The following is a 25,025-nucleotide window of genomic DNA, read 5'->3' on the forward strand; positions in this document are numbered from 1 at the left end:
CCTGAGCTGCTGTTCGTCCACCGTCGCCAGGTCCTCGAACAGACCGGCCGACGCATCACCTTGGTGCCTGGCATCACTCATGCCTCAGCACATGCCAGTTTCGTGCCAGCAAAGGGCGGTGGAGAAAAACTCTCAGGCTCTCAGGCCAGGCTCCACTTGCGTTGTCGCCCTTGGCGCGACTTCGGCTCGGCAGCGCGCGCGCCGTGCCGCGTGATGCCCTCGCCCCTCGATCGCGCTAGAGGCAGAGCGACGCGAGTGCCGTGGTCCACGGAGGTGACCCTGCCATCAACCGCGGACCCTGGCAAAACGCATCCGCTGGCGGGAGCGTCGTCCGTGGACGCTGCCCAGGCGCAGATTGACAGCCAGTTGGAATTAACCGACACCATGACCGTCCAGGCAAAGCTATGGTGCCGCCCGCCATGCCCTCCACCACCTCTCCCCGGCTCTGGGACATTTCCCCCACGGTCGCCCCCGATGCACCCATCTTCCCAGGCGACGAGCCCTACGGCCTGCGCTGGACCACCCGCCTGTCGCCCGGCTGCCCGGTCAACCTCAGCGCGATCACGATGTCTCCCCATGTAGGCGCGCACGCTGACGCGCCGCTGCACTACGCCAACGACGCGCCTGCCATCGACGCGGTGCCGCTGGACACCTATCTGGGCCGCTGCCGCGTCATCCACGCCCTGGGCGCCGCGCCGCTGATCACCGTCGAGCACCTGAAGCACGCCGAGGCCGACCTGCCGCAGCGCGTGCTGGTGCGCTGCTGCGAGCGCGCCGACACGGTGTGGAACCCCGCCTTCACCGCCTACGCCCCCGAGGCCATCGCCTGGCTGGCCGCCCGCGGCGTACGGCTGATCGGCATCGACACGCCCAGCGTGGACCCGGCCGACTCCAAGGTGCTGGACAGCCACCAGCAACTGCGCCGCCTGGACCTGCGCGTGCTGGAGAACCTGGTCCTGGACGAAGTGCCCGAGGGCGACTACGAGCTGATCGCCCTGCCCCTGAAGCTTCAAGGCGCCTGCGCTTCCCCGGTGCGCGCCATCCTCCGAGAACTTACATGACCTCCAGAGAACAAGCCCTTGCGCTCGACGCGCTCGACCCGCTCGGCACCTTGCGCGAGCACTTCGCGCTGCCGCCCGGTGTCATCTACCTGGACGGCAACTCCCTCGGTGCCCTCCCCAAGGCCACGCCGGCGCGCCTCGCCCGGGCCGTGCAGCAGGAATGGGGCGACGGCCTGATCGCGAGCTGGAACAACGCCGGCTGGATCAACATGCCGCGTCGCCTGGGCGACCGCCTGGCGCCCTGGATTGGCGCGCAGCCCGGCGAGGTGCTGGTGGGCGATTCGACGTCGATCAACCTCTACAAGGTGTTGCATGCAGCGCTTCAGATGCAGCCGCCAGGGCGGCGCGTGGTGGTGAGCGAGCGCAGCAATTTCCCGACCGACCTCTACATCGCGCAGAGCGTCGTGAGCGACCATGGTGGCGAGCTGGTGCTGGCCGACGCACCCGAGGACATTCCGGCCCTGCTCGACGCGCGCTGCGCGGTGCTGATGCTGACGCATGTGAACTACCGCAGCGGCCGCATGCACGACATGGCCGCGCTGACGCGCCTGGCCCACGAAGCCGGCGCGCTGGCGCTCTGGGATCTGTGCCACAGCGCCGGCGCCGTGCCGGTGGACCTGCGCGGCGCCGACGCCGACTTCGCCATCGGCTGCAGCTACAAATACCTGAACGGCGGCCCCGGCGCACCGGCCTTCGTGTGGATGCACCCGAGCCACGCAGGCCGTGCCCGCCAGCCGCTGACCGGCTGGCTGGGCCATGCGGCGCCGTTCGAGTTCGGCACCCACTACCGGCCGGCGGACGGCATCCAGCAGTTTCAGTGCGGCACGCCGGCGGTCCTTGCGATGACGGCACTGGACGCGTCGCTGGACGTGTTCGACTTGGCGCGCAAGCTCGGTGGCATGGCCGCGCTGCGCGCCAAGTCGCTGGCGCTGACGGAGGCCTTCATCGCCGCGGTCGACACGCACGTGCCCAGCGCCAGCCTGCAGTCGCCGCGCGAAGCGGCGCTGCGCGGCTCGCAGGTGTCCATCGCGCTGCCGGCCGAGGTTGACGGCTACGCGGTCATGCAGGCGCTCATCAGCCGCGGCGTCGTCGGCGACTTCCGCGCCGGCGAACCGGGCCTGCTTCGCTTCGGCTTCACGCCTCTGTACACGCGGCATGTGGACGTGGTGGACGCCGTCGCCCTGCTCGTCGACGTGCTGGCCACCGAGTCCTGGCGCACCCCCGAGTTCCAACGCCGCAGTGCAGTGACCTGATGAACAAGATCGAACACCACGACGCCCAGCTCGACTTCTCCAAGGACATGAGCTACGGAGACTACCTCCAGCTCGACGCCATCCTGAACGCGCAGAAGCCACTCTCGCCCGACCACAACGAGATGCTCTTCATCGTGCAGCACCAGACCTCGGAGCTGTGGATGAAGCTGATGCTGCACGAGCTGCATGCGGCCGTGGCCCATGTGGCGGACGACAAGCTGCCCGAGGCCTTCAAGATGCTGGCCCGGGTGTCGCGCATCATGGAGCAACTGGTCCATGCCTGGGACGTGCTTGCAACGATGACGCCGCCCGAGTACAGCGCCATCCGCCCCTACCTGGCCAGGAGCAGCGGATTCCAGAGCGCGCAATACCGGCGCATCGAATTCATGCTCGGCAACAAGAACGCCGCCATGCTCAAGCCCCATGAGCACCGGCCCGACCTGCTGGCCCAGGTGCGCGAGGCCTTCGACGCGCCGTCGCTCTACGACGAGGTGCTGAAGCTGATGGCGCGCCGCGGCATCGCGGTGCCGGCCTCGCACCTGGAGCGCGACTGGACCCAGCCCTATGTGGCCGATGACGGCGTCAAGGACGCCTGGCTGGCCGTCTACCGCTCGCCGCAGCAGCACTGGGACCTCTACCAGATGGGCGAGGAACTGGTGGACCTGGAGGACGCCTTCCGCCTCTGGCGCTTCCGCCACGTGACAACGGTGGAGCGGGTCATCAGCTTCAAGCGCGGCACCGGCGGCACGGGCGGGGTCAGCTACCTGCGCAAGATGCTGGACGTGGTGCTGTTCCCGGAGCTGTGGGCGCTGCGAACGGACCTGTGAGCGCCTGGAAATGCAAACCTAGAATCCCCCAACCGTTTCAGCCGACAAGGTCCGCCACCATGGACACCCGCACCTCCGAAACCCGCCTGCGCATCGAGCGCGTCCGCGATGCCCTGGGCGCCCATGGCGTCGATGCCGTACTCGTACCGTCCAGCGACCCGCACCTGTCGGAATACCTCCCCGAGCGCTGGCAGGGCCGGCAGTACCTGTCGGGCTTCACAGGCTCGGTTGGCAGTCTCGTCGTCACGCACGACCGGGCCGCCGTCTTCGCCGACAGCCGCTACTGGACCCAGGCCGAGGCGCAGATCGCCGGCAGCGGCATCACGCTTGAGAAGATGGCCACCGGCGCGTCGACGACCTACATCGACTGGATCGCCAGGACCCTGAAACCCGGCCAGGTGCTGGCCGTGGACGGTCAGGTGCTGGGCCTATCGCTCGCCAACGCGCTGCGCACGGCGCTGCAGCGCGCCGGCATCACGCTGCGCACCGACCTGGATCTCGTGCAGGACGCCTGGGAGGACCGACCCGGCCTGCCCGTCGAGCCCATCTACGAGCACCAGCCGCCCCAGGCCGCCGTGGCCCGCGCCGACAAGCTGGCCCGCGTGCGCGCCGCGATGGCGTCGCTGCAGGCCAGCCACCACCTCGTGTCCACCGTGGACGACGTGGCATGGCTGCTCAACCTGCGCGGCTCGGACGTGGAGTGCAACCCCGTCTTCATCGCCCACCTGCTGCTGGACGCGAGCGGCGGCCGCCTCTTCGTCGCCGATGGCAAGGTGCCGGCCGACGTCGCCGCCCGCCTCGCGGCCGACGGCATCCAGCTCGCGCCTTACGCGCAGGCCGCCGGCGCTCTGGCCGCCCTGCCCGCCGCAGCCAGGCTGCTGCTCGACCCCAGGCGCGTGACGCTGGGCCTGCGCGAAGCCGTGCCGGCCACCGTGGCCGTCGTCGAGCAGATCAACCCCAGCACGCTGCTGAAGAGCCGCAAGTCCGCCGCCGAGGCCGCGTTCATCCGCGAGACCATGGCCGAGGACGGCGCGGCCATGTGCGAGTTCTACGCCGAGTTCGAGGCCTCGCTGGCTCGCGGCGAGCGCTGGAGCGAGTTGGACATCGACACCCGGCTCACCGCTGCGCGCAAGCGCCGCCCTGGCTTCGTGGGCCTGTCCTTCAGCACGATTGCCGGCTGGATGGCCAACGGCGCCCTGCCCCACTACCGCGCCACGCCCGAGTCCCATGCGCAGATCGAGGGCGACGGCCTGCTGCTGATCGACTCCGGCGGCCAGTACCTCGGCGGCACCACGGACATCACCCGTGTCTGGTCCGTGGGCAGCGTCAACGCCGCGCAGAAACGCGACTACACGCTGGTGCTCAAGGGGACCATCGCGCTGTCGCGCACCCGCTTCCCGCGCGGCACGCTCAGCCCCATGCTGGACGCCATCGCCCGCGCTCCGCTTTGGGAGCACGGTCTGGACTACGGCCATGGCACCGGCCACGGCGTGGGCTACTTCATGAACGTGCACGAAGGCCCGCAGAGCATCTCCAAGGCCGTCGCCGAGCCGGCCATGGCCATGGAGCCCGGCATGATCACCTCCATCGAGCCAGGTCTGTACCGGCCGGGCCTGTGGGGCGTGCGCATCGAGAACCTGGTGCTCAACGTCGCCATCGACACGCCGGAGAACAACGCCTTCGGCGAGATGCTGGCGTTTGAGACGCTGACACTGTGCCCCATCGCCACGGACTGCATCGACACCGGCCTGCTACGCGCCGACGAGATCGCCTGGCTGAACGACTATCACGCCACCGTGCGCAAGCGCCTGGCGCCCAAGCTTGGCGGCGCGGCTCTGGCCTGGCTGATGGCGCGCACCGAGCCGCTGGTGGCCTGACATGTCCCGCAGCGGCCCGGCGAGCTAGCGGCCGCCCGCCGGCGGCACGGCCGGATAGCGCCACACCAGGGCGGCGCTGGCCAGCAGCATCAGCAGCAGGCCGCCGAACAGCGGGACGGCGCTGTCGGCCCGGTCCAGAAAGGGCGCGACGAGTTGCGTGCCTATCGCACCCGCTGCCAGCAGGGCCAGCACCAACAGCGCCGTCGCCCGGCCCATCTGCGCCGGCGGCAGGGCCAGCGCATCGCCGAAGGTGGCCGGCCCGCGGATGGCCAGCGCCCCGCAGAAGCAGACCCAGTAGGCCGCGACGGCCGCAAACGGCAGCGCCTGCCCCGCCAGCGCGGTGCCCAGCGCCAGCGCACAGGCGACGATCTGGATCGCGCTGCCCCATTGCACGACGCGGGCATGTCCCAGCCGCGCCGCCCAGCGCCCTGACTGCGACGCCCCCAGCATGAAGGCGCCGACGCCCAGCACCTGCAGCGCCGAGAACGCCGCCGCGCCCAGGCCGAGTGCGTTCTGCAGCAACTGCGGCGCGCTGGCCAGGAAGCTCAGCAGCGCGCCTATGCACAGCGCATGCGAGGCGGCCAGGCGCAGGAAGCGGCGGTTGCGCAGGATGCCGAGATAGCCGGCGTCCTGAGCGAGGTCCAGCCCCGGCAGGCGGCGCGGCGCGATCTTCACCACCCAGGGCAGCACCAACAGGGCCAGCACGGCCAGCACCCAGAAGCAACCGCGCCAGTCCACGACGCGCAGCAGCAGCGCACCCAGTACCGGCCCTGCCGCGGGCACGATGGCCTCGACCATGGAGATGGCGGCGATGCCGCGCACGACGTCGGCATCGCCCAGCGTGGCGCGCACGACGCTGGGTGCGACGACAGTGGCCGCCGCGGCCGCCACACCCTGCAGCAGGCGCAGCACCAGCAGCACCTCGATGCCGGGTGACAGCGCACAGCCCAGGCTGGTCAGCGCCAGCAGCGCGAGGCCCAGCTCCAGGCAGCGCCGCGGGCCCAGGCGGTTCAGCAGCTCTCCCCACAAGAGCTGCGCGCCGGCCAGGCCGGCGAGATAGACGGCGATGGTGGCCTGGGCCAGCGGCACGCCGATGCCCAGGCCGGCCTGCAGCGCCGGCACGGCGGGCAGGTAGAGATCCATCGCGGCCATGCTGACGCCGGTGACGAAGGCCAGCGGCAGGATGGTGCGTATTGATGCGGACGTAGACGGATGCAAGAGCGCCTCTTCTTCACAGAGGGCGCCCTTGTACTGACGTCATCACCGAGCGTGGCGGAAGCGTCCCGGCCTCCGTCGCAGCACCCCTCGGCAGGACGGCACCGCGGGACCAGCCGCGGCGCGGCCCGCATTCTAGGCAAGGCACACTGCGGGCATGGAAGAGGTGGAAGTCGCCGTCATCGGCGCCGGGGTCGTGGGGCTCGCAGTGGCCCGCGAGCTGGCGCAGCGCGGGCACGAGGTCGTCGTCATCGAGGCGGCGGGCGCCATCGGCACGGGCATCTCCGCACGCAACAGCGAGGTCATCCATGCCGGGCTCTACTACCCCGCGGGCAGCCTGAAGGCGCGACTGTGCTTGCGCGGCCGGCGGCTGCTCTACGATTACTGCGAGGCGCGCGGCATCGCGCACCGACGCTGCGGCAAACTGGTCGTCGCAACGCGCGCGGCCGACCTGCCGCGGCTGCAGGCATTGGCCGCCCAGGGCGCCGCCAACGGCGTCGACGATCTCGAACTGCTGGACCGCGCGACGCTGCAGGCACTGGAACCGGCGCTGCGGGCCGAGGGCGCGCTGTCGTCGCCGTCCACCGGCATCGTCGACAGCCACGGGCTGATGACAACCCTGCTGGGCGACGCCGAGCGGGCCGGCGCCGTGCTGGCCCTGGCCAGCACGGTGGGCGGCGGTGCGCGCGTTGGCGATGGCTGGCGGCTGCGGGTGGAGGATTTCGAGCTGGGCGCGCGCCGGGTCGTGAACTGCGCCGGCCTGTTCGCCGGCCAGGTGGCCGAATCGCTGGGCATCGCGGCACCACCGCTGCGCTTTGCGCGCGGCCACTATCTCGCGCTGGCCGGCCGCGCGCCATTCTCGCGGCTGGTCTATCCACTGCCCGTCGATGGAGGCCTGGGCGTGCACCTGACGCTGGACCTGGGCGGCCAGGCCCGCTTCGGCCCCGACGTGCAGTGGCTGCCGGACACCGACCCGGCCACGCTGGACTACGCCATCGACCCGTCTCTGGCCTCAGCGTTCGAGGCCGAGGTGCGCCACTACTGGCCCGACCTGCCGGCGGGTGCGCTGGCGCCGGCCTATGCCGGCATCCGCCCCAAGCTGAGCGGCCCGGGCGAGCCGGCGACGGACTTCCGCATCGACGTGCGGCCCGGCCTCGTCAGCCTGTTGGGCATCGAGTCGCCGGGGCTGACGGCGTCGCTGGCCCTCGCCGAGGTCGTCGCAGAGGTCGTCGCCGGGCGACTCAACCCCGGGCCGACTGCTTCGCGATGATGGCGTCTGCCGCCTGCTCGGCCTGCTGCAGCGGCTGGCTCAGCGCCTGCGTGCTGTAGGCCGCGCTGGCAGGCGCCGGCGCGCCCAGCATGGGGCCGCCGGTGTCGTGCGTGTCGACGCTCACGTTCATCGACAGGCCCACGCGCAGCGGGTGTTCGCGCAGCTCGGCCGGGTCCAGCGCGATGCGCACCGGCACGCGCTGCACGACCTTGATCCAGTTGCCCGTCGCGTTCTGCGCCGGCAGCAGCGAGAACGCGCTGCCCGTGCCGGGCGACAGGCCCAGCACCTTGCCGTGGTACTCGACCTTGCCGCCGTAGGTGTCGGCTTCCAGCGCGGCCGGCTGGCCGACGCGCAGGTTGCGCAGCTCCGACTCCTTGAAGTTCGCCTCCACCCACAGCTGCTCCAGCGGCACGATGGACATCAGCGCCGTGCCCGGGATCACGCGGCTGCCCACCTGCACGCTGCGCTTGCCGACATAGCCGGACACCGGCGACACCACCGCGTTGCGGCGCAGCGCCAGCCACGCCTGCACATAGTCGGCGCGTGCGGCCAGCACGCTGGGGTGCTGGGCCAGCGCCACGCCCTGCACGCCGGCGCGGGCGGCATCGAGCTGGCGCAGCGCCACGTCCAGCGCGGCCTGCGCGGTCTTGACGGCCTGGCGCGCGTGGGCGATCTCCTCGGCCGGCAGCGTGTCGTCGGCCGCCAGCGGCTGGCGGCGGGCCAGGTCGTCCTGGGCGCGCTTCAGGTCTAGCCGGCGCAGCTCGACGCCGGCCTCGTACTGCGGCACGCCGGCATAGCGCTCGCGCAGCTGGCGCACGGCGCCGCCCAGGCGGGCCTCGGCCTGTGCCAGCACGACCTCGGCGTCGACCGGGTCCAGCTTCACCAGCTCGGCGCCGGCCTGCACCAGCTGGGTCTCGTCGGCACGGATCTCGGCGACGTTGCCGCTGACCTGCGAGGACAGCGTGACCATATTGCCGCCGACGTAGGCGTTGTCGGTGGTCTCGCGCTTGGACAGCACCAGCGCGGCATAGACGGCATACAGCAGGCCGGCGACGACGAACAGCGTCGTGATGCCGACGAGGGCCCGGCGGCGCTTGCGCTCGAGCGGGGGTGACGTGGGGGCTTCGGTCGTGGACATGATTCAGTTCCGCGTGATCTGGAGGGGCGCCTGGGCACTGGCCTCGGCATGGAAGCCGCCGCCCAGGGCTTGTGTGAGGGTCACTTCGGTCTGCAGGCGCTCCCTGGCCAGCTGCAGCTCGGCCTGATGGGCGCGCAGCACGGCCAGGTCCGCCTGCACCGTGGTGGCGCGGTCGGCCAGGCCCTGGCGCCGGCGGGCCTCACTGCTGCGCTGCTGGGCCTCGGTCAGCGCTGCGGCCTCGTGCTGCGCGCCAGCCTGCTCCGCCAGGCCCTGCAGCGCGCTGGCGGCCTGGGCCACGTCGCGCACGGCGTCCAGCACGCGCTGGTCGTAGTCGGCGATCAGCTCGTCGCGTGCGCTGCGCGCGCCGCCGAGCTGGCCCTTCAGCGTGCCGGTGTTGAACAGCGGCAGCGCCAGCGAGGGGCCCAGCAAGAAGGTGCGGCTGGCGGTTTTCAGCAGGCCGGGCAGTGTCAGCGAGTCCAGGCCGATGGAGCCGGCAAGGTTGATGTCGGGATAGAAGGCCGCCTTGGCCGCGTCGACGCGGTTCATGGACGCCTCGACGCGCCAGCGCGCGGCCTGCAGGTCGGGCCGACGGGCCAGCAGCTCGTAGCCGAGGTGCGCCGGCAGCGTAGCCCGGCCGGCGGGCAGCGGCCGCGCCCGCAGCGCCGCCACTGCGTCCTCGCCCGGGCCCAGCAGCGCGCGCAGCGCCTCGCGCTGGCCGATGGCAGCGCTCCCGGCCTCGGCGATGCGCCCGCGCAGCTCGGCCAGCCGGGCGGCCTCGGTGCGCGGCTCATCGGCGGCGGCCAGGCCATGCGCGACGCGGCGGGCGCGGTCGTCCACCAGTTGCTGCTGCGCCGCGGCCTGCTCGCGCAAGTTGGCAGCCAGCGCCCACAGGCTTTGCAGCTCAAAGTAGCTGCGCGCCACCGAGCCGGCCAGGGCCTGGCGCACCTGGGCGGCCTCGGCGCGGCGCGCAAAAGCCTCGCCGGCGGCCGCGGCGACCTGGGCGCGTTGGCGGCCCCACAGATCGAAGTCGTAGCGGGCCTGCAGCCCGACGCTGAAGTCGTTGAACGTGCCGCCGCCTATGGGCGCAGGGAAGAGGCCGTTGGCCGAGTAGCGCTGGCGGTTGACGTCGGCCGTCGCGCCGGACTCGACCCCGGCGGCGGCGCGGCTGACAACCAGGGCCGACAGGGCCGCGTCGACGCGGGCGGCCGCGGCGGCCAGCGTCGGGCTGTCCTGCAGCGCGTGGTCGACGAGGGCGTCGAGCTGGGCGTCGCCGTAGCGCGTCCACCAGCGGTCGCCGGGCCAGGCCCGGTCACCGGCAAGGCGGATGTCGTCGGGCAGTTCGGCGCCGACGGCATCGGGCTGCGCCACGGCATGCGGCTCGGGCGGGACGCTGACGCAGCCGCCCAGCGTCGCGGCCGACAGCGAGGCCAGCAGCGCCGTCAGCGCGAAGGAATGCCGCAGGGGATGGGGGCGGGGCAGCATGCTCACTCCATGGCCGCGTGTTGGGCGGCCGGGTCGGGTTGGGCCCGGGACGGGCGGATCAGCAGCAGCAGCGGGATGACGGCCAGCGTGACGAGGAACATCATCCAGAAGTCGTCGATGTAGGCCAGCATCGTGGCCTGGCGCGTGATCTCGGCGTTCAGCAGCGTCGCGCCGGCGACGCCGCCCGAGCCGTAGACGGCCGTCACCGTCGGGTCCTGCAGCGTGGGGTTGGCGATGTTGATGTGCTCGGTGAGGGACGCATGCGCCACCTGCACGTTGCGCGTCAGGAAGGCCTGCACCAGCGCAATGCCCACGCTGCTGCCGATATTGCGCACCAGGCTGTAGATGGCCGTGCCGGCGGCGCGCATCTCGGGCGCCAGCGTCGTGAACGCGGCCGTGCTCAGCGGCACGAACACCAGGCCCAGGCCTATGCCCTGGATGATGCCGGGCCAGACGATGTCGCTGCGCGACAGCACCAGCGTGTACTGACTCATCTGCCACAGCGAGAAGGCGGTGAGCGAGAAGCCCACGGTCAGCAGCACACGCACGTCCACGCGGCCGACCAGCTTGCCGACGACCAGCATGGACAGCATGGTGCCGAAGCCGCTGGGCGCCGTGACCAGGCCTGCGATGGTGGCCGGATAGCCCATCAGGCCCTGCAGCATGGACGGCGTCAGCGCCCGCGTCGCGAACAGCACCATGCCCACGATGGCGGCGAATAGCAGGCCGCTCACGTAGTTGGCGTTCTTCAGCAGCCGGTAGTCGAAGAAGGACTTGCCGGCCGGGCGCAGCGCCGTGTGCGCGACCAGGTAGGCCACGCTGATGGCCAGCAGCACGGCCTCGACCCAGGTCTCGGTCGACGCGAACCAGTCGTTCTGCTCGCCACGGTCCAGCAGCATCTGCAGCGCGCCTATGGCCAGCGACAGCGTCGCGAAGCCGAACACGTCGAAGCGCATGCTGCGCGCGGCCCGGGCGCCGGGAATGAACTTCCAGATGCCGTACAGCGCCAGGGCGCCTATGGGCACGTTGATGAAAAACACCCAGCGCCAGTCGTAGGCGTCGGTCAGCCAGCCGCCCAGCGTAGGCCCGAGGATGGGGCCGATCATGACGCCCATGCCCCAGACGGCCATGGCCTGGCCATGCTTCTCGCGCGGGTTGATGTCCAGCAGCACGGCCTGCGACAGCGGCACCAGCGCGGCGCCGAACACGCCCTGGAGGAAGCGCGCCAACACGATCTCGGTGAGCGAACCGGACAGGCCGCACAGCACCGATGCGAGCGTGAAGCCGCCCACCGAGACGAGGAAGATGTTCTTCTGGCCGAAGCGGTCGCACAGCCAGCCGGTCAGCGGCATCGTGATCGCCGAGGCGACGATGAACGAGGTCAGCACCCAGGTGATCTGGTCCTGCGACGCCGACAGGTTGCCCTGCATGTGCGGCAGCGCGACGTTGGCGATGGTGCCGTCCAGCGCCTGGATGGTGGTCGCCAGCATGATCGACAAGGTGATCATGACGCGGTTGAGATCGGGCGCCGGCCGCGCGGCGCCCGGCATGGCGGCGGTGGTCACAGGCTGGCCTCGACCTTGGACTGCAACTCCTCCAGCAGCGCCGTGGCGGCCTGCAGGCGCTCGCGGTCGATGCCGGCCAGCAGTTCCTTGCGATAGCCATCGGCCGCCGTGCGCACCTTGGCGTAGAGCTGCTGGCCAGCCTCGGTCAGCACCACATGCTTGATGCGGCGGTCAGTCTCGGACGGCACGCGTCCGACCAGCCCCAGCTTGACGAGCCGGTCCACCAGGCTGACGACCGACGGCCCTTCGACGCCCAGGCGGTTGGCAAGCTCGATCTGCGACAGCGGCTCGCGGGACTTGGCGATGTTGGCAATGGCCATCCAGCCGGCCTGGCCCACGCCCTGGTCCTTCAACCTGCGATCGATGGCCTGGCGCCAGATGCGGGCGGTGTTATGCAGCGCCAACGAGAAGCGCTCTTCGGTGGAAGGCATGGTTTGTCGCCTACTTGTTTCTCAGCTAATCATTAGCCTTCTATTTAATTCTAGGATGAGCGACGCCGGAAAGCAAAAGACCCCGCCGGAGCGGGGCCTTGGGCCGGCGAGGCGGGCGCTCAGATCGCGCAGGCGGCATCCGCGCCCGCCGGCGGCCTCGGCCACAGCGCCAGGCCGCCGCCCAGGCTCCAGGCCTGCCCATGGCCCAGGCGGCGCAGCGCCTGGGCCGCCTGGGCGCTGCGGTTGCCGCTGCGGCAGAAGAACACCACCGGCGTGCCGGCCGGCAGCGCCAGCCAGCGGCCCAGCGCATCGGGCAGGCCGGACAGCGCCACGGCCTCGCGCCGCACTGCGCCGCCCAACTCGGGTGCCTGGCCCAGGCGCTGCTCGTAGGGCTCGCGCACGTCGACGAGCAGCAGGTCCGGATGCCCGCCCAGCAGGTTGCGCAGGCCTTCCGGGCTGAGTTCGCTGGCCACCAGCGGGCAGCCGCTGTCGATGCGCGCGCCGCAGGCGACGGTCTGGTACTCGGTCAGCGCCAGGCCCTGCTCCAGCCGCGCCTTGGCGGCAGCGAAGCCGGCGTCGTCCAGGCGGCCCGCCAGCACGTCGGCCAGCAGCGGCTGGGCCGCGCATTCGACGGCCAGCGTGGTGGCGAAGCGGTCGTCGTAGTCGTGACCGGGCAGCAGCAGGAGCTGCGGGCCGACGGCCTGCGCCAGCCGGCGCAGCGACGCGCCATAGGCCCGCGGCGCGCTCTGCGCGAAGTCACTGCGCCCAAGCGCACCGGGCATCACCGTGTCGCCGACGAAGGCCAGGCGCGGGCCGCCGCCCGGCTTGCCTTCGTCTTGCAGCAGATAGGCCGTCGAGTCCTGCGTATGGCCAGGCAAGGCCAGGCGCGTCAGCCGCAAGGCGCCCAGCTCGACGGCATCGGCGCCGTGCGGCCAGCCGAGCGCGTCCACGTCGCCACGGGCCTTCTCGACCGCCGCCACCAGCGCCGGTGCCGACGAGGCATGGTCGCCATGGCTGTGCGTGTCCAGCACGGCGGCGAGTTCGTAGTCCTGGCAGCGCAGCCACTGGGCCAGTCGCCCGGTCAGCTCGGGCAGCGGGTCGATGACGACGGCGCGGCGGCTTGCGGCATCGGCCAGCAGGTAGCAGCAGGCGCCATCCACGATGAAACGCGTCAGGCCATCGGCCGGCAGGGCCTGGCCGGGGGCGCTTGGATCGAGGCAGCTCTCGCGCAGCGATTCGCCGCAGACGCGGATGCGCGCACAGGCCTCGTCGATGAAGGCACGGTCCGCCACCGGGCCGAAGGACAGGCGCACGGCCGAAGCCGTCTGCCAGCCAGGCAGGCCCATGGCCTCCAGAACGTAGCTGGGCTGGGCCTTGGATGCGCTGCAGGCCGAGCCGCCGCTGACACGCAGCTCAGCCGCGTCGAACAGGTCCAGCAGCAGCTTGGAGCTCAGGCCCGGCACGGCGAAGTTCAGCGTGGTCGGCAGGCAGGCCTCGGGCGGCGCGTTGAAGACCATGCCAGGGAAGGCCTTCTGCAGCGCGGCCGCCAACTGGCCACGGTAGGCGACGAGGGTGGCGTGGTCGCGGAAACTGCCGCCCTCCTCCAGCGCGGCCAGCACGGCGCCCAGCGCGGCAATGCCGGACATGTTCTCCGTACCCGCGCGCAGCGCGCCCTCCTGGCCGCCGCCGGCCAGCAGCGCCGTGAATGGCGCGCCGTCGCGCACGTACAGCAGGCCTATGCCCTTGGGCGCATAGAGCTTGTGGCCGGAGAAAGGCGCGTAGTCGATGCGTCGCTCGGCCAGCCGCAGCGGCAGCTTGCCCAGCGCCTGCACGCCGTCCACCATCCACAGCGCGGTACTGCCGGCCAGTGCTGCCGCGATGCCGTCCAGGTCGCTGATGACGCCGGTCTCGTTGTTGGCCGCCATCGTGCAGACCAGGCCCGCGCGCGGCGCATGCTCGCGCAGCCAGGCCAGGTCATGGCGGCCGTCGCGGCCGACGGGAATGGCCAGCACCTGCAGGTTCAGCCCCAGCAGCGCGTTCCAGTGCCGGATCGCCTCCGGCACGGCCTTGTGCTCGGTCGCGCCGTACAGCAGCAGCTCTGGCCGCTCGGCATGGTCGCGCAGCGCGCTCAGGGCCGACAGCACCGCCGTCTGTATACCCTCGGTCGCGCCGCTGAGGAACAGCAGCCGGCCGCCATCCGCGCCCAGCACGCGGCGCGCGCGGGCGCGCACGCCGTCCATCAGCGCCCTCGCCTTCAGGCCGGTGCTGTGGATGCTGCTGGGGTTGCCGAAGTCTTCGGCCATCGCGGCCAGAGCAGCCTCGCGGGCCTGCGGTAGCACCGGCGTGGTGGCATTGGCGTCGAGATAGATTTCCATGGTGCGAGGAGCGGCGGCGGGGAAAGCGGTGTGGTGCATTCTGGCAAGTCGCGCACGAAAACCGATTGCGAAATCCGGCTCGCGTCGCCACAACGTGAGCAACAGATGCCTCACATAATTGAATCCATGAAATTGGATTCCATAGACATACGGATTCTAGAAATCCTGCAGCAGGACGCAGAACTGCAGGTCGCCGAGGTCGCGCAGCGCGTGGGCCTGTCCACGACGCCCTGTTGGCGGCGTATCCAGCGGCTGAAGGAGACCGGCGTCATCACGCGCCAGGTGGCGCTGCTGGACGCGCAGAAGGTCAACGTCGGCGTCACCGTATTCGTCTCCGTGCGCACGAGCACGCACAGCCAGGAGTGGTTCGACACCTTCAAGGCCACGGTGCAGGCCATTCCCGAGGTCGTCGAGTTCTACCGCATGAGCGGTGATGTGGACTACCTTCTGCGCGTGGTGGTGCCCGACATTGCTGCGTACGATCGTGTCTACAAGCGCCTCATCGCCGGCACGCAACTGCACGACGTCAGCTCCAGCTTCGCCATGGAAGAACTCAAGCTGACGACCGCGCTGCCACTGAGCTACGTGGCCTGAGGCCGCCCCTGCGGTCAGCCCTCGGAAACCGCAACTCGTCCGGCTCCGGCGTCAATCCGTCGCGCGGGGCTCGCAGGGTCGGCCGCGCGCGGCGACATTCCCGTCACCGCCACGCTCCCTGACGACCGGAACCCATCATGAACGCCGCCGCACAGACCTTCGCCATCGCCCTGGCCTCCGTGGTCGCGGCCGCCGCCATCGGTATCGGCCTGGCCGACAGCATGGCCGCGCCCACGGCGCAGGTGATGCAGGTGACGGTGGTCCGGCTGCCGCGCGTAGTCATCGAGCAACCACGGGCCGCGTCGCCCGCCGTGACGCTGGCGCAGGCCCGGCCTGCAAGGACGCTCTGACCCCAGCCGCACCTGCCCAAGTCCATTCAGGAGCACCCAGGCTACACGCCTCGCGCACCGCGCCTGCCGGCAGCGGCTCACCGCTTACGAGTATTCTCCAGCGCGCAGGATTGCCCGGCCCGCACGCCGCCAGATACGCCAATCAGGCTGACCTCGCTGCACGCACCCGAAGCCGTTCAAGCGGACGTTCACCGCCTGCCGCCAGCATGCTTACTCACCAATCGGCGGGCACGCCCGAGGCATATGCTTCTGCCATATCCAACACCCATACCCCCCCGTGAGCATCACTTCCGTCTTCACCAGCAACCGCTCCCAGGCCGTGTGCCTGCCGGCAGATGTGCGCCTGCAAGAAGGCGTGAAGAACGTGCAGGTTCGCGCCCGCGGCGCGGACCGAATCATTTCGCCCGTAGGTCACACCTGGGATGAGTTCTTCCCGAGTGGGCCGCAGGCAACGGGCGACTTCATGGTGAGCCGCGCCGCGCAGCAGCTAGCCGAGCGCAAATCCCTCTGACGCCGTCCACGCGACGCTGAAGCAGCTTCTCGACACCAGCATCGTCATCTACGCCATCAAGCGGCGACCGTTGGAGCTGGGCGTGTTCAACGATAACGCCGGCCGCATGGCCATCTCGCCCATCACCCTGAGCGAACTCTTTCACGTCGCCGAGAAGAGCGCAAAGGTGGCGCACAACCTGGCTGTTGCGCAGGAGTTCGCCCGTCTGCTCGAGGTGCTACCCTACTCAGTCAAAGTGTGTCGGCACTACGGCGCCATCCGAGCGGCTCTCTAGCAAGCGGGGCGCCCCATCGGCGTCAATGACGTGCACATCGCCGCCCACGCCTGCAGCGAGCGGCTGACACTGGTCACCAACAGCCTCGCTGAATTCGAACGCGTGCCCGGCCTGCCGACGGAGAACTGGGCTGGCTCTGCTGGCTGGCGGGATGAACAAGCTGGCGCACGGCGATTCGACTGACTAAGCTCCATCCGCATACCCTTAACTTCACCCATGAACATACATCCCCTGCGTCCACACGACGACGAGGACGCCGTCGGCGTGGCCATCACCTGGCTGGCGGAACGACATCGGAAGGGCTGGCGCAGTGCCTTCGGGGCCCTGCTGGACCAGTGGCGGCCGGAAGGCCCCGAAGACGGTTGGCAACTCGACGAAGACGGCATGACCATGGTGTCGATCAATGCCGGCGAGTGGTTGATCGCGCGCGGCGAGATCCACGCCCGCGGCGGTCTGCGCGAAATCAACGCCTACCTGCTCAGCCGCGATGGCCCTTTCCTCACGCCGGGCCAGCGTGACTGGATCGCACAGTTGCGCGCGCGGCCGCTGCGCCTGCACCGGGTAACAGACGTCCGTCCTGGAGAAGGCATGACGCTGGTCGACGAGCTCGACCTAGATGCCGAGCCAAGGCACGTCCGCGAGATAAGCGGCAGTCGCACCGCCACGCCGGGCATTCTGCTGGGTGCTCGCATCATGCAGGTGCCGGGCAGAGCCGGCACGGATGCCCACTGGGAACTTTCCGGCGCCCTCTATCCATTCTCGAAATTGCGTGAGGCGTCCGCGTTGACCCATGTCCGACATGTGCTGGCCGGTGCGGCAGAGTTGAAGTTGCACGACGAGAACCAGCGCGACCTCATGGAGATGGAGATCGCCCGGTCATGGCTGGATCAGTGGTTCGGGCCCATACCGCTGCCGCGGATTCACGATGCGTCGACCGGTGAACCGCTGCTCCTGGTGACCGACCATTACCGCGTACGAGATGCGGCGGCGCTCGCCGGGGCTTTGGCGGCGCAGGTCGATGTCGAGGGCGATGCCCGGCAAGGCTGGAGTCGCGTGATTGAGGGCGGCGACGGGGCGCGGCGCAGCCTGACCTCCATCAACCCTGGACACGAGGCTGACCGCATCGAGGTCTTTCACCGCACGCAACGACTAGCCGACGAGGGGCGCGCCTGGTTCGAGACCCTGGCCGGGCTGGCTGTGCATCACCTCACGCGTGAGATCACCGATCCGGTGGGCGACCTGACGAGAAGCGGCAACGCTGGCGCGCCCCCTGCGCCGCAGGGTGACTCAGCCAACACTCAATCGCTGACACCCGAGGCGATGGCGCAGGTGATCGAACAAGTCCTCCATCGGCACTACGCCAACTGGTCCGACGAGGCGATTCCCGCGCTGGGCGGGTTGACGCCGCGCAAGGCAATCACGACGCCGGCCGGGTTGGAGCGTGTCAAGGGCCTGCTGCGCGAATACGAGGATGGCGAACGGCTGCAGTCCGACGCACAGGGTCGGCCAGCGGTGTCCTTCCAGTTCCTGTGGGATGCACTGGGGATCGTGCGGTGAACCCGAGCGTCAGCCTGCCGGACCGCGACGATTTCGCGGCCCGACGGCTGACCATCGACCTGGACGAGCTCATCTGGGCGCTGAATTCTCACGACGCGCTCGGCGAATACAGCCACTGGTTGAACCTCGAGTCCGGCGAATTGTTGTACCACTGCGGCTTCGACGCCGAAGACGAAGCCGACGAGTCCCCCCGCGACAGCGGTCAATGGCTGCGCGTCGAGCCGGTCGAGTCTTCGCAGGCCTTCGAGATCATGGACGACTTCACCAGGCGATGCCGTGACGCCCGCCTGGCCCAGGCGCTGGCGCGGACCCTGCAACAGCGAAAACCTTTCCGCCGCTTCAAGGACACTCTCGCCGCATTCCCTGAGCAGCGCGACGCATGGTTTGCCTTCGAGCGTGAAGCGATGGAGGTGATCGCTCGGCGCTGGTGCGAAGACCACGGCATCTCGCCCCGCTGGAGCTCGCAGCAGAGAACACCTCCGGGTTGAGCCAGGATGTTCCCGCCGCAGGATGCGCGGAGACTCGCACGCTGATGGGATCCGCCAGAATCTTCCGCCACCGAGGAACTTGCCGGTCCTTCAGCGCGCCGAGTCGCCTCAGATCAGCGAAGTCCTTCCGCCGCGGCGCGACCCTGCGCTCGTAGCTTGCCTGATTCCTGCCGCACGCCAGCGCATGCCGTCGCCGAGCATCGACCCCTGCGTACCCACCTGGCCAACGCCGCCGCCGGTGCCCGCTCCAGCACCGCAAACCAAGTAAGCCATCCGGTGGGCGATGAAGACTGATTCACGCGGTCACGTCGCAGGCCGAGAGCTGACGATGTTCAGAAAACCAGCGTTCTGGTTGAGTCTGCGACAGACGGTCAACGCTTGTCGCGTGTAGCGGCTGTTGTTCATGAAGATCGTCGCATCGGCTAGTCTGGGCCGCGCGACTCCCGCAGCGGTAGCTACCCAACGGCGGCCGGATGTCTCGATCAGGCGGTCGGCCCCGCCGGCCAGCGCATCACAAACGCGATTCGCCCGCGTTCTCGCAGCGTCGCTTCGACCGTTCCGCCGTGCAGGGTCAGGATGGCGCGCACCAGGGCCAGGCCCAGGCCGCTGCCGGCACCTTCGCGCGAGGCGTCAGCGCGGTAGAAGCGGTCGAAGAGCCTTGGCAGCACCTCGGCCGGCAAGGGCGCGCCGTCGTTTGTCACCGCCAGCACCGTGACCGGTCCGGCGCTGCCAGCCTCGCGATGGGCCGACAGCACGATGTCGCTGCCCGGCCGGGCGTGCCGCACCGCGTTGGCCACCAGGTTGGCCAGGGCCCGCCTCAGCATGGCCGGCTCGGCCCAGAGCGGTGCGTCGCCCTCGCAGCGTAGGTGCAGCCCCCGCTCCTCGGCCAGGTCAGCGAAGTAGTCGGCCTGTCGTGCCAGCTCGGTCGCCGCCGAAAGCGGCTGACGCGGCAGGCGACCGATCAGTGCCTCGTGCTCGCTGCGGGCCAGGAAGAGCAGGCTGTCGACCATGCGATTGAGCCGCTCCAGCTCTTGAAGCTGTGCCTCCAGCACCTGGGCGTAATCGGCAGGATCGCGCACGCGGCTGAGCGTGACCTGGGTCTGGCCGGTCAGCGTGGCCAGCGGCGTGCGCAGCTCGTGCGCAAGGTCGGCCGAGAACTGGTTGAGCTGGGCATAGCCCTGCTCCAGCCGCGCGAGCATGGTGTTGACGTCGTCCACCAGGGGCTTCACCTCGCCGGGCACATCCGCCGCCTCCAGCCGCCGCGACAAGCTCTGCGGCCCGATGCCGGCGGTCTGCTCCCTCAGCCGGCGTAGCGGCGCCAGGCCCCTCCACACCAGGGCCAGTACCAGCGCGGCGGCCACGCCGCCCGCGGCCAGGCTGCTGCCGGCGATGCGCCAGCGGTACTCGGCCAGCAGCGTGCTGCGCTCGGGGTAGAGCCGCGCCAGTCGGATCTCCACGCGCTGAGCGCCCAGCTCGGCCCACGCATTCAGCCCCGCGGCGGGCACGCCGGCCGGCGTGGTCCAGTGGGTGAGGTGCTCCGGGCGAGGCTCCTGCCGCAACGGCAGCGGCGGTGCCTCCAGCAACGGCAGGTGCAACGGGTTGATGGCGAGCAGCACGGCGCTGCCCGCGGCCGCATCGGCGCGGATCTCGATCAGCGCATTGCTCTCGCCGCTCATGGTGTCGCGCAGGTAGTCGGCTTGCGAGCGCAGCAGCTCGGGCGTGCCGCTATGGCCCAGCAGCTGGCGCAACTGCCGCAGCTTGCCCAGCAGCTGCACGTCGTCGCGGCGCAGCAACTGCTGCTCGAAGGAACGGTACAGGCAGGCGCCCAGCAGCGCGCTGGCCAGCGCCGCCACCAGCGCAACCGACACCCCGAGCCGCCAGCCCAGCGACGTTGACCGGTTCACGGGCGAAGCTCGCACACATAGCCCATGCCGCGCACCGCGTGGATGAGGCGGCCGGGCACGGGATCGTTGAGGCGCAGCCGCAGGCGGCGGATGGCCACGTCCACCACATTGGTGTCGCTGTCGAAGTTCATGTCCCACACCTGCGACGCGATCTCGCTGCGCGACAGCACCTCGCCCTGGCGGCGCATCAGCAGGTGCAGCAAGTTGAACTCGCGGGCGCTCAAGTTCAGCCTCTGGCCCGCCCGCGTGGCGGTGCGAGCGGGCACGTTCAGGCGCAGGTCGCCCAGCGTGAGCAGGTCGTCTTCGCGCGGAGGCCCGCGGCGCAGCAGGGTACGCACGCGCGCCAGCAGTTCCGCAAACGCGAAGGGTTTGACGAGGTAGTCGTCCGCGCCCAGCTCCAGGCCGTGCACGCGGTCGGCCAGCGCATCACGCGCGCTGAGGAAGAGCACCGGGACCTGCCGCCCCACGCCCGTTAGCCTCAACCGGCGCAGCACCGTCCAGCCGTCCAGGCCGGGCAGCATGACGTCAAGCACGATCAGGTCGTAGGCCTGCTCCAAGGCCAGGTGCAGGCCGGTGTGGCCATCGCGCGCCACATCCACCACGAAGCCGGCCTCGGTGAGCCCCTGCTTCAGGTAGTCGCCCGCACGGGCCTCGTCCTCCACCACCAGGATGCGCAAGCTGATCCCCTCGTCATTGGCAAGACCGCAAGCATGCCGCAGCCGCCCAAAGCGCTCGATGGCAAAGATGTCATCAAATGGTCAGCGAGCCGGCGGTGGCTGGTTTTTAGAGTGATGGCATGCGCTCTCTATTCATCACTTCCCTGCTGACCACCGTCGTCGTTGCGCACGCTGAGCCTGCCTCCGACGCGGCGCTTGCCACCGCCGAGCACCTGGCCAGCGCGGCCCGAGCCGCCTGCCGGGCTCTTGGCCGCGAGGTGGCCGTGGCGGTGGTGGACGCCAGCGGCCAGACGCTGCTGATGTCTCGCTCGGCCAGCGTCGGCCCGCACAACCTCGAGGCAGCGCGACGCAAGGCCTACACAGCCCTGTCCACCCGCCTAGCGACGCTCACCCTGGGCCGCCAGGTCCGCAGCCAGCCCGATACCGCCGCCCTGCAATACCTGCCGGAGCTGCTGCTCCTGGGTGGCGGCGTGCCGTGGCGCGCCGCGGGGGGCGATGTGGCCGGCGCGGGGGGCGATGTGGCCGGCGCGGTGGGCGTGGCCGGCGGTGGCGGCCCCGAGAACGACGACGCCTGCGCCCGCACTGCGGTGGACAGCCTGCGGCACCACCCCTGATCTCAACCCCTCGCCTGGAGTCAACCCATGTCGCTTCGTTCCCTGTCCCTGGCCACTCTGGCCGTCTCGTTCGCCCTCGCCGGCCTGCCTGTCCACGCCGCGGACACCAACCCGCTGAGCGTGCATGTGCTCAACCTGCAGACCGGCGAACCCAGCGCCGGCATCCGCGTCGACCTCGAACGCCGAGTCGGCACCGACCGCTGGCAGCCCCTGGGCAGTGGCGTCACCAACGCGCAGGGCCGCATCCCGGCCCTGGTGCCAGCCGCTGCGCTGGCCGGCTGGAGCGCGGGCGAGTACCGCGTCGTCTTCCGCACCGGCGAGTTCTACGCCCATCAAAAGCAGCCCAGCTTCTTTCCCGAGATCCCGGTCGTCATCCGCGTGGACAGCGCCGAGCAGCACTACCACGTACCGCTGCTGCTGAGCCCGTTCGGCTTCTCCACCTACCGGGGCAACTGAATTGCCCCAGCTTTCGTACAGGCCAGTGGAGGCGATGGCCTCGTAGCATGCCAGCTTGGCCGTGACAGCCTGCGGCATCCCACCCCTCTATCCATGGATCAGGCAGCCGCTGAGACCGCAAAACCGATGGGCATGAGCAGATGTTGCTCAGGCTCCCGCACCATGGCAATGCTCGCCCCAAAGGGGTGAGCGCTGCCATCGCACCGACAAGCGCCTGGGCTTGCACGCTGGCCAACACCGTGAGACCGGGGTCAGGCTTAGCCGCTGGTCAGAACTTGTACTGGGCGTTCACATAGAAGCTGCGGCCACGCGGGTCGCCGTAGGTCGGGTCCCAGGTGACCTGGAAATAACGCGACTGGTTGGTGAACGGCGGCGCGCTGTCGGCCACGTTGAGGATGCCGGCGCGCAGGCGCAGCGCAGGCGTGAAGCGGTAGCTGGCCGCCACATCCCACAGTGAATAAGCCTTCACGTCGCGGTCGTTCCACTCCGGAACGGCCAGGCCGGGCGTGTTCTGGTCACGGTAGCCGGACATGTAGTTGTTCGTCACGGTCAGGCCGAAGTCACCAAGGTCCCAGTCCACCGTCAGCTTGTGGCGCCAGCGCTGGACAGCCTTGTCGTCGCGGAACTTGCCTAGGCCATCAACCATGCCGGAGCGCGGATCGGTGTTGAACTTGTATTCGGTCACCAACGTGCCGCCCAGGCTCGCGCCGAAACGGCCGTAGGCCGTGGGCTCGCCGCGCCAGGTCAGCGACACGTCCACGCCCGCCGTGTTGAGCTTGCCGCGGTTCTCCTTCTTGACGGTCACGAAGTCGACGGAGCCGTCGGAGAAGCGTTTCACGATGGCCGGGTCGTTGTAATAGACCGGGTTGGTGAAGATGGTTTCCTCGCCGATCTCCGAAATGATGTCGGTCTTGCGGATAGCCCAGTAGTCGATGCTCCCGTTCCAGTTGCGAGACGGCTCGAACACCACGCCGAGGTTGAACTGCTTGGACTTCTCTGGCTTGAGGTTGGGGTTGGCGTAGCGGTCCACCGCCATCTGCGCCACCTCACCCGAGACCGGATCTTTGACGAAGCTGGCCGTGATACCGGAGCGCAGCGGACGAAACAGCTCCGACACTGTAGGCGCGCGGAAGCCTGTGCCATAGGAGGCGCGTGCCAGCAGCGCGCGGTCGGGGCGGAAGCTCAGGCCGATCTTGGGGTTGGTCGTGTTGAGCTTAGGTGAGGTGATCCTGGTGGCCTCGTCGTAGATGCCGTCATAGCGGTCGTGACGGATCGCGAACTGCCCCTCCCACTGTTTGGTGAATGGCGCGCTCAGCTCGGCGAAGGCGCCCATCACATTGCGTTGATGGTTCGTGTCCGCCAGCAATGGGCCGGAACTGGATCGGTCGTTATTGACGTCGTTGCTCTTCAAGGCATCGGTGGCGCCGAACCTCAGCTTCTCGCGGCGCAGCTCGGCGCCCACGGCCAGCATCAGATCGCCGCCGCCGAGTGCAGCCAGCGCGCGCGTCAGCTTGCCGTCGACACTGGTGCTGCTGCCTTCGGCCATCCGAGCAGCGCCGTCGATGCGGATGGAGTTCATGAAGGCGCGGCCGGCGCTGGAATCATTGGCCCGCTGGAAGGGGTTGTACTGCCCCGCCTTGATGCCGGCCTCCAGCCTGCTCAGCGACACCCAGCCATCGAGATCGGTGTCGGTGGCCTTGTTCACGCTGTGGTTCAGCGCGGCGTCGTAGTCCCATTCGCCGAAGCGGCCAACCGCGCCAGCCACGACACGCGTCGCCGCGCTCTCCACTCGACTGACGCGCTTGCCTGCGTCCTCCAGGCGGAAACGGAAATCCACCGGGCCGGTGACGCCTGTCACGGCTTGCAGTGAGGCCGGCAGCGTGATGCCCGAAGCAGTGCGGAATCGCGCCGTGGCCGGTGAAGCTGAATAGTCGGTGTCAGTCTTGGCAAACAGCGCCTCGAGGAAGACCTGATGGTCTTCGCTCACCTGGAACGTTGCGCGGCCGATGACGCTGGCTTTGTCGGAGGCGGGGTAGATCTCGGAGCCCGCGACATAGTCATAGGAGCAGCCCTCGCGCCCTCCCAGGCCGAGCGACTGCACCGAGTTCGGGTTGAGGCCACCTGTGCAGGACGCCTTGCCGAAGTTCACGCGGCGCGAGCCGGAGTTGGCGCCGCCCGGATTCCAGGTGCCGTTGGCGTTGGAGCCCTTCAACGCCGTGGCGGGGTTGGCCAGCACGAAGGCGTTCAATGCCGCCAGCTGAGCGGCGGTGAGGTCGACGTTGGCTGGAAAGCTGTTGCTGGAGGTCTGCGCGGGCAGGCGGCCAGGCAGGTCGTTGTCCTGGATGAACTTGCGCTGGCTGGCATCCAGCGCGTCGAGCTTCTGCACGTCCACCGCGGCGAACACGTTGAAGCGGTCCTTGGCGAGGTCTCCCCATCCGCCCGAGACGCTGAACGTCGTCTTGCCCGCACCGCCATCTTCGGTGCGCAGTGCATAGACGCTGAGGTCGGCGCCTGCATAGTCCTTGCGCGTGATGAAGTTGATCACACCGCCCATCGCGTCGGTGCCGTAGATGGCGGAGGCACCGTCTTTCAACACCTCCACGCGCTGGATGGCGCCAGCGGGAATGTTGTTCAGGTCCACACCCGCGTTGTCGCCGGGACTGGCGAAATTGGCCAAGCGACGGCCGTTCAGCAGCACCAGCGTGCTGGACACACCCAGGCCGCGCAGGTTGGCGCCGTTGAAGCCACGCTGCGCGCCCGACTGGTCGGTGATGCTGGCGCCATCGGTCAGGCCGCCAACGTTGGACGTGATCTTTTGCAGCAGTTCGGCCGCGGTCGTCACGCCAGCCTTGTCGATGTCCTGGCGCTTGATGATGTCCACCGGTAGCGCAGCCTCGCCGTCAAGACGCTTGATGCTGGAGCCGGTGATCTCCACGCGCTCGAGCTTCTGCTCCTGTGCATGGGCTGTCGGCATGGACGCGACGCTCAGCAGCGCGGCATGCGCCAGCACGGTGAGCGTGAAGGAACGGGTTGTTGTCATGAAGACCTCGGGTAAATGGCGGATAGGCGGCGAACGAACGACCGCCTTGCGATTCACTCTAGGGAG

Annotated in this window: 23 protein-coding genes and 1 riboswitch; of the genes, 14 read left to right on the plus strand and 9 right to left on the minus strand. The window is 69.7% G+C overall.

The genetic code is table 11. The features are described from left to right. Nucleotides 1–419 precede the first annotated feature (419 nt). The 4 genes from kynB to JOY88_RS10035 are packed head-to-tail and all read left to right on the plus strand — an operon-like array spanning nt 420 to nt 5,018. Nucleotides 420–1,061 (plus strand): arylformamidase, encoded by a 642-nt coding sequence (kynB, locus tag JOY88_RS10020; RefSeq protein ID WP_293502123.1) that lies wholly within the window; start codon nt 420–422, stop codon nt 1,059–1,061. Then, the gene (kynU, locus tag JOY88_RS10025) at nt 1,058–2,314 is read left to right on the plus strand and encodes a kynureninase (protein WP_293502124.1); all 1,257 of its coding nucleotides are present in this window, start codon (nt 1,058–1,060) and stop codon (nt 2,312–2,314) included. The genes kynB and kynU overlap by 4 nt, the downstream gene beginning before the upstream one ends. Beyond that, the gene (gene kynA / locus JOY88_RS10030) at nt 2,314–3,141 is read left to right on the plus strand and encodes a tryptophan 2,3-dioxygenase (RefSeq protein ID WP_293502125.1); all 828 of its coding nucleotides are present in this window, start codon (nt 2,314–2,316) and stop codon (nt 3,139–3,141) included. The genes kynU and kynA overlap by 1 nt, the downstream gene beginning before the upstream one ends. A 59-nt stretch (nt 3,142–3,200) precedes the next feature. Continuing rightward, nucleotides 3,201–5,018: an aminopeptidase P family protein gene (locus JOY88_RS10035; protein ID WP_293502126.1), complete on the plus strand. Its 1,818-nt coding sequence runs from the start codon at nt 3,201–3,203 to the stop codon at nt 5,016–5,018. 24 nt (nt 5,019–5,042) lie between these two features. On the opposite strand, the gene JOY88_RS10040 is transcribed toward JOY88_RS10035, so the two are convergent. Continuing rightward, on the minus strand, nt 5,043–6,236 hold the full coding sequence (locus tag JOY88_RS10040) for an MFS transporter (RefSeq protein WP_293502127.1): 1,194 nt from the start codon (nt 6,234–6,236) through the stop codon (nt 5,043–5,045). Between the two features lie 13 nt (nt 6,237–6,249). After that, nucleotides 6,250–6,331, minus strand: a riboswitch (S-adenosyl-L-homocysteine riboswitch). 59 nt (nt 6,332–6,390) lie between these two features. Here JOY88_RS10040 and JOY88_RS10045 point away from each other — a divergent pair. Then, entirely contained in the window at nt 6,391–7,503 is a 1,113-nt protein-coding gene (locus JOY88_RS10045) for an NAD(P)/FAD-dependent oxidoreductase (protein WP_293502128.1), read from the plus strand. On the opposite strand, the gene JOY88_RS10050 is transcribed toward JOY88_RS10045, so the two are convergent. From JOY88_RS10050 to JOY88_RS10070, 5 genes are all read right to left on the minus strand, one after another. Beyond that, complete coding sequence (locus tag JOY88_RS10050) at nt 7,475–8,641, minus strand: HlyD family secretion protein (protein WP_293502129.1); 1,167 nt, start codon at nt 8,639–8,641, stop codon at nt 7,475–7,477. The genes JOY88_RS10045 and JOY88_RS10050 overlap by 29 nt on opposite strands. A 3-nt stretch (nt 8,642–8,644) precedes the next feature. After that, nucleotides 8,645–10,123 (minus strand): efflux transporter outer membrane subunit, encoded by a 1,479-nt coding sequence (locus JOY88_RS10055; protein ID WP_293502130.1) that lies wholly within the window; start codon nt 10,121–10,123, stop codon nt 8,645–8,647. Nucleotides 10,124–10,125: 2 nt separating this feature from the next. Then, complete coding sequence (locus JOY88_RS10060; RefSeq protein ID WP_293502151.1) at nt 10,126–11,673, minus strand: DHA2 family efflux MFS transporter permease subunit; 1,548 nt, start codon at nt 11,671–11,673, stop codon at nt 10,126–10,128. 11 nt (nt 11,674–11,684) lie between these two features. Further along, nucleotides 11,685–12,119: a MarR family winged helix-turn-helix transcriptional regulator gene (locus JOY88_RS10065; RefSeq protein ID WP_293502131.1), complete on the minus strand. Its 435-nt coding sequence runs from the start codon at nt 12,117–12,119 to the stop codon at nt 11,685–11,687. Between the two features lie 119 nt (nt 12,120–12,238). After that, the gene (locus tag JOY88_RS10070; protein ID WP_293502132.1) at nt 12,239–14,494 is read right to left on the minus strand and encodes an aminotransferase class V-fold PLP-dependent enzyme; all 2,256 of its coding nucleotides are present in this window, start codon (nt 14,492–14,494) and stop codon (nt 12,239–12,241) included. Nucleotides 14,495–14,620: 126 nt separating this feature from the next. Between JOY88_RS10070 and JOY88_RS10075 the strand changes: the two genes are divergently transcribed. The 7 genes from JOY88_RS10075 to JOY88_RS10105 all read left to right on the plus strand — a co-directional run bounded on the left by JOY88_RS10075 (nt 14,621) and on the right by JOY88_RS10105 (nt 18,268). Next, nucleotides 14,621–15,088, plus strand: coding sequence for an Lrp/AsnC family transcriptional regulator (locus JOY88_RS10075; protein ID WP_524539207.1), 468 nt, complete (start codon nt 14,621–14,623; stop codon nt 15,086–15,088). Between the two features lie 137 nt (nt 15,089–15,225). Further along, on the plus strand, nt 15,226–15,438 hold the full coding sequence (locus JOY88_RS10080; protein ID WP_293502133.1) for a hypothetical protein: 213 nt from the start codon (nt 15,226–15,228) through the stop codon (nt 15,436–15,438). Nucleotides 15,439–15,715: 277 nt separating this feature from the next. Then, nucleotides 15,716–15,949, plus strand: a complete 234-nt coding sequence (gene vapB, locus JOY88_RS10085; protein WP_293502134.1) for a type II toxin-antitoxin system VapB family antitoxin — start codon at nt 15,716–15,718, stop codon at nt 15,947–15,949. 16 nt (nt 15,950–15,965) lie between these two features. Then, a complete protein-coding gene (locus JOY88_RS10090) occupies nt 15,966–16,223 on the plus strand; it encodes a PIN domain-containing protein (RefSeq protein WP_293502153.1) in 258 nt (85 codons plus the stop codon). Nucleotides 16,224–16,253: 30 nt separating this feature from the next. Next, on the plus strand, nt 16,254–16,406 hold the full coding sequence (locus JOY88_RS10095; protein ID WP_293502135.1) for a PIN domain-containing protein: 153 nt from the start codon (nt 16,254–16,256) through the stop codon (nt 16,404–16,406). Nucleotides 16,407–16,439: 33 nt separating this feature from the next. Next, the gene (locus JOY88_RS10100; RefSeq protein ID WP_293502136.1) at nt 16,440–17,780 is read left to right on the plus strand and encodes a hypothetical protein; all 1,341 of its coding nucleotides are present in this window, start codon (nt 16,440–16,442) and stop codon (nt 17,778–17,780) included. Continuing rightward, nucleotides 17,777–18,268, plus strand: coding sequence for a UPF0158 family protein (locus JOY88_RS10105; RefSeq protein WP_293502137.1), 492 nt, complete (start codon nt 17,777–17,779; stop codon nt 18,266–18,268). The genes JOY88_RS10100 and JOY88_RS10105 overlap by 4 nt, the downstream gene beginning before the upstream one ends. A gap of 482 nt (nt 18,269–18,750) precedes the next feature. On the opposite strand, the gene JOY88_RS10110 is transcribed toward JOY88_RS10105, so the two are convergent. Together JOY88_RS10110 and JOY88_RS10115 are read right to left on the minus strand one after the other, a co-directional pair. After that, complete coding sequence (locus tag JOY88_RS10110; protein WP_293502138.1) at nt 18,751–20,172, minus strand: heavy metal sensor histidine kinase; 1,422 nt, start codon at nt 20,170–20,172, stop codon at nt 18,751–18,753. Next, nucleotides 20,169–20,849: a heavy metal response regulator transcription factor gene (locus tag JOY88_RS10115; protein WP_293502139.1), complete on the minus strand. Its 681-nt coding sequence runs from the start codon at nt 20,847–20,849 to the stop codon at nt 20,169–20,171. The genes JOY88_RS10110 and JOY88_RS10115 overlap by 4 nt, the downstream gene beginning before the upstream one ends. A 119-nt stretch (nt 20,850–20,968) precedes the next feature. On the opposite strand from JOY88_RS10115, the gene JOY88_RS10120 reads away from it, so the two are divergent. Both JOY88_RS10120 and uraH read left to right on the plus strand, forming a co-directional pair. Continuing rightward, the gene (locus JOY88_RS10120; RefSeq protein WP_293502140.1) at nt 20,969–21,463 is read left to right on the plus strand and encodes a heme-binding protein; all 495 of its coding nucleotides are present in this window, start codon (nt 20,969–20,971) and stop codon (nt 21,461–21,463) included. A 27-nt stretch (nt 21,464–21,490) separates the two neighbouring features. After that, nucleotides 21,491–21,919: a hydroxyisourate hydrolase gene (gene uraH / locus JOY88_RS10125; protein ID WP_293502141.1), complete on the plus strand. Its 429-nt coding sequence runs from the start codon at nt 21,491–21,493 to the stop codon at nt 21,917–21,919. A 268-nt stretch (nt 21,920–22,187) separates the two neighbouring features. Here uraH and JOY88_RS10130 read toward each other — a convergent pair whose 3' ends face one another. Further along, nucleotides 22,188–24,959, minus strand: coding sequence for a TonB-dependent receptor (locus tag JOY88_RS10130; protein WP_293502142.1), 2,772 nt, complete (start codon nt 24,957–24,959; stop codon nt 22,188–22,190). Between the last annotated feature and the right edge of the window lie 66 nt (nt 24,960–25,025).

This window comes from Roseateles sp., from assembly GCF_019237615.1.
Taxonomy (GTDB): domain Bacteria; phylum Pseudomonadota; class Gammaproteobacteria; order Burkholderiales; family Burkholderiaceae_C; genus Pelomonas.